14 protein-coding genes and 1 tRNA gene are annotated in these 12,530 nt (G+C 67.8%); 9 read left to right on the top strand and 6 right to left on the bottom strand.

Annotation, left to right across the window (positions count from 1 at the left end):
- Positions 1 to 2: 2 nt before the first annotated feature.
- Complete coding sequence (locus tag ACJ8FR_RS07395; RefSeq protein WP_407827987.1) at positions 3 to 473, bottom strand: DUF3576 domain-containing protein; 471 nt, start codon at positions 471 to 473, stop codon at positions 3 to 5.
- 198 nt (positions 474 to 671) lie between these two features.
- On the opposite strand from ACJ8FR_RS07395, the gene ACJ8FR_RS07390 reads away from it, so the two are divergent.
- Both ACJ8FR_RS07390 and ACJ8FR_RS07385 read left to right on the top strand, forming a co-directional pair.
- Complete coding sequence (locus ACJ8FR_RS07390; RefSeq protein WP_407827986.1) at positions 672 to 1,391, top strand: hypothetical protein; 720 nt, start codon at positions 672 to 674, stop codon at positions 1,389 to 1,391.
- Positions 1,392 to 1,458: 67 nt separating this feature from the next.
- Positions 1,459 to 2,115 (top strand): YggS family pyridoxal phosphate-dependent enzyme, encoded by a 657-nt coding sequence (locus ACJ8FR_RS07385; protein ID WP_407827985.1) that lies wholly within the window; start codon positions 1,459 to 1,461, stop codon positions 2,113 to 2,115.
- 5 nt (positions 2,116 to 2,120) lie between these two features.
- On the opposite strand, the gene ACJ8FR_RS07380 is transcribed toward ACJ8FR_RS07385, so the two are convergent.
- Positions 2,121 to 3,563 carry an NAD-dependent succinate-semialdehyde dehydrogenase gene (locus ACJ8FR_RS07380; RefSeq protein ID WP_407827984.1) on the bottom strand — a complete coding sequence of 481 codons (1,443 nt, stop codon included), beginning with the start codon at positions 3,561 to 3,563 and terminating at the stop codon, positions 2,121 to 2,123.
- A gap of 109 nt (positions 3,564 to 3,672) precedes the next feature.
- Here ACJ8FR_RS07380 and ACJ8FR_RS07375 point away from each other — a divergent pair, with 109 nt between their 5' ends.
- The 4 genes from ACJ8FR_RS07375 to moaC are packed head-to-tail and all read left to right on the top strand — an operon-like array spanning position 3,673 to position 5,369.
- Positions 3,673 to 3,909: a MoaD/ThiS family protein gene (locus ACJ8FR_RS07375; protein WP_407827983.1), complete on the top strand. Its 237-nt coding sequence runs from the start codon at positions 3,673 to 3,675 to the stop codon at positions 3,907 to 3,909.
- The gene (locus ACJ8FR_RS07370) at positions 3,906 to 4,364 is read left to right on the top strand and encodes a molybdenum cofactor biosynthesis protein MoaE (RefSeq protein WP_407827982.1); all 459 of its coding nucleotides are present in this window, start codon (positions 3,906 to 3,908) and stop codon (positions 4,362 to 4,364) included. The genes ACJ8FR_RS07375 and ACJ8FR_RS07370 overlap by 4 nt, the downstream gene beginning before the upstream one ends.
- Before the next feature lies 1 nt (position 4,365).
- On the top strand, positions 4,366 to 4,899 hold the full coding sequence (locus ACJ8FR_RS07365; protein ID WP_407827981.1) for a molybdenum cofactor synthesis domain-containing protein: 534 nt from the start codon (positions 4,366 to 4,368) through the stop codon (positions 4,897 to 4,899).
- On the top strand, positions 4,896 to 5,369 hold the full coding sequence (gene moaC, locus ACJ8FR_RS07360) for a cyclic pyranopterin monophosphate synthase MoaC (protein ID WP_407827980.1): 474 nt from the start codon (positions 4,896 to 4,898) through the stop codon (positions 5,367 to 5,369). Before ACJ8FR_RS07365 ends, moaC begins: the two co-directional genes overlap by 4 nt.
- Here the strand turns inward: moaC and ACJ8FR_RS07355 are convergent.
- The 3 genes from ACJ8FR_RS07355 to ACJ8FR_RS07345 form a co-directional block, all read right to left on the bottom strand.
- Positions 5,362 to 6,102, bottom strand: coding sequence for a sulfite exporter TauE/SafE family protein (locus tag ACJ8FR_RS07355; RefSeq protein ID WP_407827979.1), 741 nt, complete (start codon positions 6,100 to 6,102; stop codon positions 5,362 to 5,364). The two genes, moaC and ACJ8FR_RS07355, sit on opposite strands and share 8 nt — an antisense overlap.
- A gap of 36 nt (positions 6,103 to 6,138) precedes the next feature.
- Positions 6,139 to 6,213, bottom strand: a tRNA-Gly gene (locus ACJ8FR_RS07350).
- A complete protein-coding gene (locus tag ACJ8FR_RS07345; RefSeq protein ID WP_407827978.1) occupies positions 6,193 to 7,692 on the bottom strand; it encodes a hypothetical protein in 1,500 nt (499 codons plus the stop codon). Before ACJ8FR_RS07345 ends, ACJ8FR_RS07350 begins: the two co-directional genes overlap by 21 nt.
- A gap of 99 nt (positions 7,693 to 7,791) precedes the next feature.
- Between ACJ8FR_RS07345 and ACJ8FR_RS07340 the strand changes: the two genes are divergently transcribed.
- Together ACJ8FR_RS07340 and ACJ8FR_RS07335 are read left to right on the top strand one after the other, a co-directional pair.
- On the top strand, positions 7,792 to 8,697 hold the full coding sequence (locus ACJ8FR_RS07340) for a tetratricopeptide repeat protein (RefSeq protein WP_407827977.1): 906 nt from the start codon (positions 7,792 to 7,794) through the stop codon (positions 8,695 to 8,697).
- Positions 8,694 to 9,329, top strand: coding sequence for an LON peptidase substrate-binding domain-containing protein (locus ACJ8FR_RS07335; RefSeq protein ID WP_407827976.1), 636 nt, complete (start codon positions 8,694 to 8,696; stop codon positions 9,327 to 9,329). Before ACJ8FR_RS07340 ends, ACJ8FR_RS07335 begins: the two co-directional genes overlap by 4 nt.
- Here ACJ8FR_RS07335 and ACJ8FR_RS07330 read toward each other — a convergent pair whose 3' ends face one another.
- Positions 9,330 to 10,544 carry a UbiH/UbiF/VisC/COQ6 family ubiquinone biosynthesis hydroxylase gene (locus ACJ8FR_RS07330; RefSeq protein ID WP_407827975.1) on the bottom strand — a complete coding sequence of 405 codons (1,215 nt, stop codon included), beginning with the start codon at positions 10,542 to 10,544 and terminating at the stop codon, positions 9,330 to 9,332.
- Positions 10,545 to 10,641: 97 nt separating this feature from the next.
- Between ACJ8FR_RS07330 and ACJ8FR_RS07325 the strand changes: the two genes are divergently transcribed.
- On the top strand, positions 10,642 to 12,530 hold a 1,889-nt coding region (locus ACJ8FR_RS07325; RefSeq protein ID WP_407827974.1), incomplete at its 3' end, for a DNA translocase FtsK 4TM domain-containing protein.

Below are 12,530 nucleotides of genomic sequence, written 5' to 3'. Positions count from 1 at the left end.
GCTTACCGGCTACGTCGTCCGCGCACGCGCCTTGCGCCCTCGCCCGGTATTGTCGATCGGCGGAGGTCGCGGGCCCGGGTCAGGATAATGTCCTCGAGCTTCTGGACGGTCGCCGCGCTCACCGGTGCATCGTTCCACGCGCCATTTTGATAGACCTGCTTCGCGGCCGAGACCCGAAGCGCGTCGGCGCGCAGGTCGGGGTCGAGCACGGCCACCGTCAGCTTGACGCGTTCGGTCGGCACCTTGGGGTTGCGGTACCAGTCGGTGATGATCACCCCGCTGCTCGCGTTCGCCTGCAGCAGCGGCGCGAACGAAACCGTATCGATCGCCGCGCGCCACAAATAGGAATTGATCGCAAGCGTCGTGACTTGCGACGGCGCAAGCTGGGTCGGCAGGGTACGGTTGCGTGAGCAGCCGGGCGTGGCAAGAGCCAAGACCATGACGGCGGCGGCGGTCGTATGCAGGCGATTCATCTGGGGTCCTCGGGGGCATCGGGGAAACGGCTTTGCCGCGTTATAGAAGGTCAAGCCCCGCCCGCAAGCAGGTGCCGGAACACGGATCGTCCCCAGGTCATTGTGTTGAGTCAGCAACAGGGGCCGGCGGAATCGATTCCGCTCATGGAACCTTCATCCAACTGTGGCTATATCAACTTTCGACAGGGAGTTCTTTTGGTGCTCAGAGTCGCGCAGCGCAGAGGATCCAAGCTGGTTGCGGCAGCCGCCGCAGCCGGTCTTGTGCTGACTCCTGCAATTGCGACGAGCATGCCCGCCAAGAAGCGCGCCCCTGCGGTGTCGCTGAGCTTCGACCCGGTCTCCTCCTTCACCCCGGCCAATGCCGACCCCAAGCTTGCGGCCGCGCTTGCCGGCAAGGGGTTCGCGCTAACCGATCTCAAATTCACGCCGGCACCGGCCAAGGGCCGGCCATCGCAAGTCCGGGTTGCGATTCGCGCGCGGACACTCGCGCCGACGCGGCTGGCCGAAGCGTCGGCTACGCCGGTGGCTGTCAACCAGCTTACGCCGACCGGTTATAATCTCGGCGTGGCCGTCGGCTGGCGCCGCTTCGCCCTTGCCGGTGACGTCGCCCAGGCGAAGAGCGCCGATCCGGCGATTGGCGGCCGCGAACGCGCCGTCCTCGGGGTCAGCTATTCGCTCAGCGACCGCCTGAGCACGCGTGTCGCGGTCGGCGCCGACCGCGCATCCGGCAACCCGTTGCCCGCGCTGCGCCGTGGCGACAATGTCTCACTTGACGCCGGCGCGTCCTTCTCGCTGTCGCGCCGCATCGCGCTGACCGGCGGCGTCCGCTACAATATCGAGCGCGATCGCCTGTCGGCGCTGCAAGACCAACGCCGCGACAGCCAGGCGGTTTACGTCGGCACCGCGTTCAGGTTCTAGCCTGAGCGGCATTGCCGTCGCCGCGCAATCGCCGGCAACGCGTAGAGACAGCGAAGACCGGCCGAATATGAGCAGCGCCGCCGACCGGCTCGGGCATATCCGCGACGAGATCGCCAAGGCGGCGTCGCTCGCCGGACGCGACCCCGCCGATGTCCAGCTGATCGCGGTCACCAAGGGCCGCACCGTCGAGGAGATCGAGCCGTTGATCGCTGCCGGCCAGCGCGACTTCGGCGAAAGCCGGGTGCAGGAGGCGATCGAAAAATGGCCGCCGCTGCTGGAGCGATATGCGGACCTGCGGCTGCATGGCATCGGCCGCCTGCAGTCCAACAAGGCGCCCGAGGCGGTTCGCTTGTTCGACGCCCTCCATTCACTCGACCGGCCATCGCTGCTCGAGGCGCTGGTGAAGCAAGCGGACGAGGCCGAACGGTGGCTCGCGGTCTATGTCCAGGTCAACATCGGCGAAGAGGAGCAGAAGGGCGGATGCCCGATCGGCGACGTCGGCGTGCTGGTCGACGCGGTTCGCGGTTCGCCTCTGCCGCTCGCGGGCCTGATGGCGATCCCGCCGCTCGGACTCGAACCCTCACCCTTCTTCGCGCTTCTGGCGGAGCTCGCGCGGCGTCATGACGTCACCGGCCTCAGCATGGGAATGTCCAATGATTTCAAGGCCGCGGTGATGCTCGGCGCGACCGTGGTCCGCGTCGGCACTTCATTGTTCGAGGACTGACGCCGCTATTCGACCTGGCTTCCGTTGGCGTGCTCCAACGGCTTCACGTGGACAGTCTTGATGTTGACGAACTCGCGGATCCCGTAGGCCGAGCATTCGCGTCCGAAGCCCGAATGCTTGACCCCGCCGAAGGGGGTGCGCGGATCGGACCGGACATTCTCGTTGACGAAGCTCAACCCGGCCTCGAGCTCTTGCGACGCGATTCGCCGGCCCCGGTCGAGGTCCGACGTCAGCACGCCCGAGCCCAGCCCGAACGGGCTGTCGTTCGCGATCCGGATCGCGTCGGCTTCATCATCGGCCGCGATGATCGCCGCAACCGGCCCGAAAACTTCCTCGTCGTGCGCCGGTTGGCCGGGAAGCACATTGGTCAGGACCGTCGCGGGATACCAGGCGCCCGTCCGCTCCGGAACCGATCCGCCGAGCAGTAAGCGGGCGCCCTTGGCGATGCTGTCTTCGACCTGGCGGTGGATCTCGTCGCGCGCTTTCATGCTCTGCATCGGACCGAGTTTTGTGCCCTCACGCGTTGGATCGCCCATTTCGTAGCTGCGCATCGCCTCGACCATCGCGCGCTCGAACGGTTCGACGATCGAGCGGACGACGATGAAGCGCTTGCCAGCAATGCAGCTCTGCCCGCCGTTGACCATCCGCGCCGTTGCGGCGACCTTGGCCGCCGCTTCGATGTCGGCATCTTCGAGCACGACGTAGGCGTCCGATCCGCCGAGCTCGAGCACGCACTTCTTGAGGACCGATGCCGCCGCCGTCGCGACGCTGCGCCCGGCCGGCACGCTGCCGGTCAGAGTCACCGCGGCGATATTGTCGTCCTTGATCAGCGCTTCGACCTCGCTGCTTGGCAGCAGCAGGGTCCGGAACAGGTCTTTCGGCACGCCTGCCTGGTGAAGCACCTCCTCGATCGCAAGGGCCGAGCCGGGTACGTTGCTGGCGTGCTTGAGGAGCATGCCGTTGCCCGCCATCAGCGCGGGCGCTGCGGCGCGAAAGACCTGCCAGAGCGGGAAGTTCCACGGCATGACCGCGAGGACGATTCCGATCGGATTGAAGGTGACGAACGCCTCGGCGCCGCCGATGTCGACGGGTTGGTCGGCGAGATATTCGGCGGCGTGATCGGCAAACCAGTTGCACTGGAACGCGCATTTTTCCGTCTCGGCCCGACCATCGTCGAGCGTCTTTCCCATCTCCTCGGTCATCAGGCGAGCAAGCTCGGTTTCGCGCGCGCGGAGGATATCGGCCGCCTTATGCAGCACCGCGGAGCGCTGCTCGAAGCTCAACCGCCGCCACTCGAGGAAGGCTGCCCGCGCGGCCTTCGCCGCCGCCTTCGCGTCGTCGATCGAATGCGGGTCGTAGAACTTGCCTGGCTCGCCGGTCGCCGGATTGACGGTTTGGAGCTTCTTTGCGGAAGTCTCGGGGCGCGTGAGCTCAGCCTGTTCAGCCATGATGAGTCTCCTGACGCGCGGCAACTAGACCTTTCGCGCGACTTCACCAAGGCAGTTGACCTCGCCGCGCCGCGCCGCGACAGCGGTCCGGCGACGAAGGAGCCTCGGCTTGAGAATCCTGCTCCATGGCCGGCTTGCGAACGGCCTCGGCCGCGAGGTCGAGGTGGATGCGCCGGACCCATGCTCGGTCGGCGAGCTGCGCAGGCGACTTGCAACTCTGTACCCGGCTTCAGCCGAGACGCTCGGCCGGTCGCGCGCACGCGTCGCTAGCGTCCTGGTCGGCGACGATCACGCGGTCACGAGGACCGAGCAGGTCGAATTTCTCCCGCCGGTGTCGGGCGGATGAGCGTCGTCGCGCTTCTCGAAGCGCAAGCGCTCGACCCGCAGCTCGAGCTGGCCGAGCTGACCGAGGCCGCGCGGGGCGACGGCGCGATCGTCACGTTCATCGGACTTGCGCGGCCCGAGTCGAAGAGCGGCGATGCGGTCGACGCGGTCGTGCTCGACCATCATGCAACGCTCACCCTTCAATCGCTCGAGGAGATCGCCGTCGCCTGCGGCGAGCGCTTCGACGTCAGCCATGTGCGAGTCGTCCATCGCTGCGGGACAATTCCCGCTGGCGAGCCGATCGTCTTCGCCGGCGCGGCCTCGCTCCACCGGCGAGCGGCGTTCGACGCGGCGGACTATTTGATGGATCGGCTGAAGACCGAGGCAGTGTTCTGGAAACGAGAGGTCGGCGAGTCGGGCGCGCGCTGGGTCGAGCCGACCGAAGCCGATTTCGCTGACCGCGGCCGCTGGGGCTAACATGGCTGGCATCGACGACAGCCTGCCCTTTTACCCGCTCAACATCGCGGTACTCACCGTGTCGGACACGCGGACCGAGGCGAGCGACAAATCGGGTGCGTTGCTCGCCGAGCGCCTGACGGCGGCGGGCCACATGCTGGCGGGCAAGGCAATCGTCCCCGATGATGTCGAGGCGATCCGCGCGCAGGTCAGGGCCTGGGCCGGCCAGGTTGACGTGATCATCTCGACTGGCGGCACTGGCTTTGCGCCGCGCGATGTGACGCCGGAGGCGATCCGGCCGCTATGCCGCCGCGAAATGGAGGGCTTCGCCGTGCTGTTCCATCAGGCAAGCCGCGGCACGGTGGGGCTTTCGACGCTCCAGTCGCGCGCGTTCGGCGGCCAGATCGGCGACACGTTCATCTTCTGCCTGCCGGGTTCGACCGGCGCCTGCCGCGATGGCTGGGACCTGGTGCTGCGCGACGAGCTCGACAGCCGCTACCGGCCCTGCTCGCTGGCCGGGCTGGTTCCGCGATTGCGTGAGCTCGTTCCCTCATGAGCAATCTCAGCCACATCGACGAGGCTGGCCGCGCGCGCATGGTCGATGTTTCCGGCAAAGAGACGACACTGCGAACCGCGATCGCGCGCGGGCAGGTGAGGTGCGAGCCGGCGACGGTGGAAAAAGCGCTCGCCGGCACCGCGCCGAAGGGGGCGGTGATCCAGACCGCCGAACTCGCCGGAATCATGGCCGCGAAGCGCACCGCCGAGCTCATTCCCCTGTGCCATCCTTTGTCGCTGACCCACCTCGACGTGCGGATCGAGACCGACGATGCTTTGCCGGGCTTCCGTGTCGAAGCGGAGGTGCGGACAAGAGCGGAAACCGGCGTCGAGATGGAGGCGCTGACGGCAGTCTCGGTCGCTTGCCTGACTTTGTTCGATATGCTCAAGGCCATCGACCGATCGATGATCATCGGCGAAATCCAGATAACGGCGAAGACCGGCGGCAAGTCCGGCAGCTGGGCTAGGTGAACAGCAGCTTCGCGCCGGCGACCACGAGCACCGCGCCCAACGTCCGCAGCAGCCATGGCCGCGGCAACCGCTCGACTCCGAGCCAGGTGCCGAGAAGCGCGCCGGCGGCGACCGCCACCAGGAAAAATGGCAGTTCGCGCGGCAAATGCCCGACGGAAGCCGCATTGCCGGCAAGTCCTGCGACCGAATTCAGGAAAATGAATGCGGCGACCACGCCCGACGTGTGGCGCGGCTCCTCCCATGCGTTGAGGATGATCAAGGGGCTGAGGAAGATGCCGCCGCCGGTCCCGGTCAGGCCGGCGAGCAGGCCGAGCACCGCCCCGGCGGGCAAGCTGACCCACGGCGGGGGCGCCGCGACCGGCCGCTCGGCGAGGGCCTTGGGCTGCCACAGCAGCCGCGCCGCCGCGGCCCAGAGCAAGAGCCCGACCAGCGGCTTATAGGTGATCGCCGGCAAATGGATGCCGCCGCCGATGAACGCCGCCGGGGTCGCGGTCAGTGCGAAGGCGGCCACCAGTCTCCAGTTGGTGAGGCCGCGCCGCGCGTAGCGCCACGTGCCGAACCCAGCCACTAGCAAGTTGAGAGCCAACGCGGTCGGCTTCATCACCTCGGGCGCGACCGAGAACAAAGCCATCGCCGCGATGTAAGCCGACGCGCCGCCGTGACCGACGCTCGAATAGAGCGCCGCGCCCAGCGCGAACAGCAGGCACAAAGCGGCGAGGGTGGTTGTGTCCACCACGCACTCATGGCCGTCCGAAGCAATGTTGGAAACTGGAGCGGGCGAAGGGATTCGAACCCTCGACCCCAACCTTGGCAAGGTTGTGCTCTACCCCTGAGCTACGCCCGCTCGGCCGGATGTTCGGCGATAGCTCGCCGCTGGAGCGGGCCCGCTAACAGGCACCCCCGTCGTTTGCAAGCTCTCCGCACCGTACAGCACCCAAGCTTCGCCGCTCAGCGATGGACTGACCGCCGACCCGATTGCTCGCATCGGGATTCCGCAATGTTCGATGGCCGCCGCCGCCGGCGCCGAGCGTGACTGCGCCGCGAACACATAGTCGGCCCGCGCGCAGCCTTTGGCGATGTGAATCGCATAGCCGGTTTGGCTCGCCGCGACGGCAAGCATGCCCTCAAGTCGCTTGGGTTGGAGCGCGACCTGCGCGCCGTTCGGCGAGCGGCGTTGCATCAGAGCGAGCGCGCCGTCCGGAGCGCCGCGCTGAAGCGCGATCAACTCCCGATCGCGCCACAATGCGGTCAAGGTCAGCACCGCAAGCAACATTGCGCCGCTGGCACGGATGCGGCCGCGACCGCCGAGGGCGCGAGCGGCCCATTCGGAAGCGAGCAGCAGCAGGCCGATCGCGCTCGACAGGTAATAACGGGCGAAGCCGCTGTTTCCCGACTGAACCAGGGCGGCGGCAACGGGCACGCCGAGGATGAGGATCGCGTAAAGCCGAGCACGGCCCCCAAGCCATTGCGGCGGCCGCACTACGATCCACAATGCGACGACGCCGAGTATCAGGGGCGCGACCCAATTGCGCAGTAGATCGAGGCCCACGGTCCAGCCTGCCAGATCGTTGAGCGCGGCGATGAAGTCGCGCCAGGCAAATGGCCGATAGCCGCCAAGCTGCATTCCCGTCGGGCTGGCCGCCGCAGCGGCAAACACGAATAGCGCGACCCCGGCGGTGGTGATGAGTGAGGGCGCCATTAGCCGAGCCGCGTCGCGCATCGCCATGGCCGGTCCGAAGCGCGCCCGCCGCTCGAGGTAGACCCATAGCGCAACGAGGACGACGGGCGCCGCCATCGTCATGTGCGAAAGCATGCCTAGCGCCGCAACGAGCGCGAGCCACCACGGCGTCCACGGCCTCTCGTGCCCTTCGACCGCTTCGGCGGCGAGCCACAGCAGCCCGAGGGCGGCGAGCAACATCAGCGAGTAGCCGCGCGCTTCGGAGCCGAAGTTGACCATCGTCGGCGACACCGCGAACAAGATCGCGGCGACGATTCCAGCCACCGCCGAGCGGCGAGCCACCACCAATGCCGCGAGCGGCACGCACAAGGTGCCCGCGACGATCGCCGGAAGCCGCGCGAGCAAAGGTGGCGCGCCCATGCCGATCGCCTGGAGCCATAGCGAATAGAGGTGGTGGTTGTTGTCGTGGTTGATGCGCAGGAACACGCCTACTGCGTCGCGGGCCCGCGCGGCGTAGATCACCGACCAGGCTTCATCGGTCCACAGACCGCCTCGTGCGGCGGCAATGCGCAGCGCCAGGCCCGCCAGCGTTGCCGCCGCGACCGTCGCCCACCACTGCATCGCCTGGCGATCGCGCGAAATCATCCATCCGCCTTACCCGCGTACGGTTAAGCGGCTGTTATCTTGTGGCCCACGCCGCGGCGCGCCATATGAGCGGGCCCACCAGCAGGAGCATGAATACCAGTGGCGACTGTGGGCCTGACCGAAGCCGAGCGCGAATCGATCGAGCGCTTCGAACGCGACGTCATCCAGCCGTCGATGACGGCGCTCGTCATTCTCGATTTCTGGGCCGAGTGGTGCGGGCCGTGCAAGCAGCTCTCGCCCGTGCTCGACAAGGTCGCTTCCGATTACGCCGACAAGGGCGTGAAGCTCGCCAAGATCGACGTCGAGCAGGAGAAATTGCTCGCGGCGCAGTTCCAGATCAAATCGATCCCGACGGTCTATGCGATCCATCGCGGCCAGCCGGTTGCCGACCTCACCAACTATCGCAGCGAAGGGCAGATCAAGAAGGTTCTCGACCAGCTACTCGAGCAGCTGAAGATTGAGCCCGAGGGCGCAACTCCTAAAGCTGAGATCGAGCCGCTGATCGTCATGGGCGAGCAGGTGCTCGCCGAAGGCGACGCAGCACGGGCCGCGAACATCTTCGCTCAGGTACGCGAGATGGCGCCGGACAATGCGGAAGTGATCGGCGGGCTGGCCCGGGCGCTGGTCGCGGCCGGGGAAACGGCCGAAGCGCGTCAAATCCTCGACGGCGTTCCCGAAGAATTGGCAAGCAAGCCGGAGATCAGCCGCGCGCGGGCCGCGCTCGAAGTCGCCTCCGCGCCGGCGGCCGATACTTCGGCGCTTGAAGCGCGGCTTGCCGCCAGCCCGGACGACCATGAGGCCCGTCTGGAATATGCATCGGCGAAGATGGCCGCCGGCGATCGCGACGCCGCAGCGGACGCATTGCTCGAGATCATCGGCCGCGACCGCGAATGGAACGATGGCGCCGCGCGCCACCGCTTTCTCCAGCTCCTCGAAGCGCAGGGCCTCGAAGATCCGTGGTCGGGGGCGCAGCGCCGCCGCCTGTCGGCCGTGCTGTTCACGTGAGCCGGACGCTGCGGGTGCCGCTCTTCCCGCTTCCCGGCGCGATCCTGTTCCCGCGCTCGCAGCTGCCGTTGCACATTTTCGAGCCGCGCTATCGCGAGATGGTCCGCGACGCGATCGACGGCGTTGGGCGGATCGCGATGATCCAGCCGCACCGTCTCGACGACGACAACCAGGCGCCCCTCTACGCGGTCGGCTGCGTGGGCGAGCTCGTCGGCGTGGAAGAGCTGGAGGACGGCCGCTTCAACATCGTGCTCCTCGGCTCGAATCGCTTCCGGCTGGTGCGCGAGACCGAGGCCGATGCCGCCTACCGCTGCGCCGAGGTCGATATCGAGGCGTTCAACGACGAGGAGCCGCCACCGCTGGCGCTGATCGAGCGGGCCGAGGTGGAGCGCGAGGCGCGCCGCCTCGGGGATGCGTTGGGGCTGGCCGTCGATTGGTCTGCGGTCGCAAAGCTCGACGACGAAATGCTGGTCAATGCGATCGCGCAGGTGGCGCCGTTCGATGTCGGGGCCAAGCAGGCGCTGCTCGAACAGGCGACGCTCGATGGCCGCGCCGATCTGCTGGTCCAGCTGATGCAGTTCCACCGTGCGGCCGTCTCCGGCGGCGCCGAAATCGAACCGACGCTTCAGTAGTTAGATCGGCAGTCCCCTGAGCAGCAGCGGCAGCTCGCCGCTGGTGCCGCGCGCCTCACTCATCAGGCGGTTGCGCAGCGGGGAGATGCGGCCAACCAGCCCCATGCCGAAGCGACGGATCGCGGACGCGGTGGCGCCGGGAACGCCATAAATCCGTGTCAGGCTGTCGGTGGCGAAGGCGACCGACAAAGCGTCGAGCGAGCGCCAGCGCTGGTAGCGGTCGAGCAATTGCCGGTCGCCGAGGTCGAGCCCCCGTCGCGCGCCCTCGACCAATACTTCGGCCAAAGCTGCGACATCGCGGAAACCGAGGTTGAGGCCCTGTCCGGCGATCGGATGGATCGCGTGCGCGGCGTCGCCGACCAGGGCGAGCCGTTGCGCGGTGATCTGAGCGGCATGGTGGAAGCCAAGCCGGAAGGACGAGTGCGGGGCGAGCATCTCGATCGCGCCGAGGAAGCCGCCCATCGCCGCCTGAGCCTCGGCGGAGAAATCCTCGTCATTGAGCGACAGCCAGCCTGCCGCATCTTCCTCCGGCACCGACCAGACGATCGCCGATCGGTGTCCACCTGCGTCCTCGTTCATCGGCAACAGCGCGAAAGGACCCGTCGGATAGAAGATCTCGTAGGCGACATTGTCGTGCGGCCGTTCGTGGCGGAGCACCGAGACGATCGCCTGATGATCGTACTTCCAGCGCGCGATGTTGATGCCGGCGGCCTCTCTTGTCTTCGAGTTGCGGCCGTCGGCGGCGACGAGCAGCGGGGCCGAGAGCTTGCGGCCGTCTTCGAGCGCAACGACAACGCCATGGTCGCCGCGCTCGACATTGGCGACGCGGGACTTCCACACCAGCCACAAATTCTTGCCGGCCTCGGCGCGGGCCTGGAGCGCGGCGCGGAGGTTGCGGTTCTCGTGCATGAAGCCGAGCGGCTCGCCGTCGTCGGGGTCGAAGTGCAGCCCGCCGGGCTTCAGACCGTCGGCGACCGCGATGCGCCAGATCGGACAGCCGGCTTCGGCCAGGTGATCGGCAACCCCGATCGTCTCGAGCATGCGCATCGAGCTCGATGAGACGGCGCTGGTGCGCCCGTCGAAGCCTGCGCCGGCGCGCGGCGCCGGATCGGCCGGATCGACCAGGATCGCCGAAAGGCCGCTCGAATCCAGCGCGGACGCGAGCGCGAGCCCGACCAGCCCGCCGCCGAAGATGATCACATCCGCCCGGTCCATGGCGGCGCCCCTACGCCGTTCGTCGCAAGGACGCCACGTCGTCGCTTGACCGCGGACTCCGCGTGAGGGATTCTACGCGCGGTTTAGGGGGTGGGACATGGCAACCGTGGCGACACGCGCACCCAAGCGCGACCTGGCGCCTGACTGGCGGGACGCACTGCGCGAAGCGGTGCGCCGCTTCGCCGTGCGCGGCTGGGGCGTCGTGCTCGTCGCCCTCAGCCTCGCCGGCGCCGTGGCGCTGGCCACGCACAACCCCAATGACCCGTCGCTGAGCACCGCCGCCGGCGGTCCGCCGACCAACTGGCTGGGCGCCTTTGGTGCCTATCTCAGCGACGCCTTGCTCCTGCTGTTCGGCCTCGGCGCTGTGCTGCTCCTCCCGGTGATCGCGATCGCGGGGCTGAGATTGATCCGGCTCGAGCCGGCCGGCCGCATCGGCCGCGGCCTGTTTCTCGCGGCCACCGGCGCCCTTCTGCTCGGAATCGCGCTCGGCCTCACCAGCGGATCCTCCGTGTCCGGCCTGCCCGCCGGGTGGGGCGGCGCCATCGGGCTCGCCGCGGCGCACGGCGTCGATGCCGGCCTCGCCCTCATTCCCAAGCCCCAGATCGAAGCGCCCGCGCGCTTTGCCACCCTGCTGCTGTTTGCACTTGCCGGCCTCGGGATGGGATATTTCGCTCTCGGCCTCAGCGAAGGCGAGCGCGAATGGATCAGCGGTCTTTTCCGTCGCACCCCACGTCGAGGCCGCGCCGCGCCGCGCAAGACCGAAATCGCCGATGAGCAGGTGTTTCCCGCCGCTCCGCCCCGCTCGAAGCCGACGGTCGCCGTTGCCGAGCCGGCAAGGGGAGTTGCACCCGCGGCGCGGGGCGCGGGCCGAAAACCCTCGGCCCAGCCAACACTCGCGTTCGGCGACAGTTACCAGCTGCCGACCGTCGACCTGCTCGCGCCGCCGCCGAGGGAGACCCGCCACCAGATCGACCGCGCCGGGCTCGAACGCAACGCCCGCCTGCTCGAAACCGTGCTCGAGGATTTCAACGTCCGCGGCGACATCGTCGAAGTGCGCCCCGGCCCGGTGGTCACCATGTATGAGCTCGAGCCGGCGAGCGGGATCAAGGCCAGCCGCGTGATCGCGCTGGCCGACGACATCGCCCGCAACATGTCGGCGCTTTCGGCACGCGTTGCGACGATCCCCGGCCGTAGCGTGATCGGCATCGAGCTGCCCAACCCCAAGCGCGAGGCGGTGACGCTGTCCGAGCTGATCGGCAGCCAGGCGTTCGACGACCAGAACATGTCGCTGCCGCTGATCCTCGGCAAGAATATCGCGGGCGACCCGGTGATCGCGGATCTCGCGCCGATGCCCCACCTGCTGGTCGCGGGAACGACCGGCTCGGGCAAGTCGGTCGGCCTCAACTGCATGATCCTGTCGCTGCTCTACCGTTACGGTCCGGACCAGTGCAAACTGATCATGATCGACCCAAAGATGCTCGAGCTGAGTATGTACGACGACATCCCGCACCTGCTCTCTCCGGTGGTGACCGAGCCGGGCAAGGCGATCCGCGCGCTCAAATGGACGGTCGAGCAGATGGAGGAGCGCTACAGGATGATGGCGAACCTCGGTGTCCGCGCGCTGCCGAGCTTCAACGCCAAGGTGCGCGAGGCCAAGGCCAAGGGCGCCAAGCTCGGACGCCGCGTGCAGACCGGCTACGACGCCGATACCGGCCAACCCCTCTACGAGACCGAGCAGCTCGAATATGAGGTGCTGCCGCAGATTGTCGTGATCATCGACGAGCTCGCCGATTTGATGATGACCGCCGGCAAGGAGGTCGAGTTCCTCGTCCAGCGGCTGGCGCAGAAGGCGCGTGCCGCCGGAATCCATCTGATCATGGCGACGCAGCGTCCGTCGGTCGACGTCATCACCGGCGTCATCAAGGCCAATCTGCCGACGCGCATCAGCTTCCAGGTGACGAGCAAGATCGACAGCCGCACCATCCT

It is taken from the genome of Sphingomonas sp. (genome assembly GCF_045810705.1).
Lineage (GTDB): Bacteria > Pseudomonadota > Alphaproteobacteria > Sphingomonadales > Sphingomonadaceae > Sphingomicrobium.
This window is presented reverse-complemented; position numbering and strand designations above follow the sequence as displayed.

What these genes read in the sequence shown, in the direction of transcription:
- ACJ8FR_RS07395 (WP_407827987.1), bottom strand. Translation starts at nt 473, where the DNA reads ATGAATCGCCTGCATACGACCGCCGCCGCCGTCATGGTCTTGGCTCTT.
- ACJ8FR_RS07385 (WP_407827985.1), top strand. Translation starts at nt 1,459, where the DNA reads ATGAGCAGCGCCGCCGACCGGCTCGGGCATATCCGCGACGAGATCGCC.
- ACJ8FR_RS07380 (WP_407827984.1), bottom strand. Translation starts at nt 3,563, where the DNA reads ATGGCTGAACAGGCTGAGCTCACGCGCCCCGAGACTTCCGCAAAGAAG.
- ACJ8FR_RS07370 (WP_407827982.1), top strand. Translation starts at nt 3,906, where the DNA reads ATGAGCGTCGTCGCGCTTCTCGAAGCGCAAGCGCTCGACCCGCAGCTC.
- ACJ8FR_RS07365 (WP_407827981.1), top strand. Translation starts at nt 4,366, where the DNA reads ATGGCTGGCATCGACGACAGCCTGCCCTTTTACCCGCTCAACATCGCG.
- moaC (WP_407827980.1), top strand. Translation starts at nt 4,896, where the DNA reads ATGAGCAATCTCAGCCACATCGACGAGGCTGGCCGCGCGCGCATGGTC.
- ACJ8FR_RS07345 (WP_407827978.1), bottom strand. Translation starts at nt 7,692, where the DNA reads ATGATTTCGCGCGATCGCCAGGCGATGCAGTGGTGGGCGACGGTCGCG.
- ACJ8FR_RS07330 (WP_407827975.1), bottom strand. Translation starts at nt 10,544, where the DNA reads ATGGACCGGGCGGATGTGATCATCTTCGGCGGCGGGCTGGTCGGGCTC.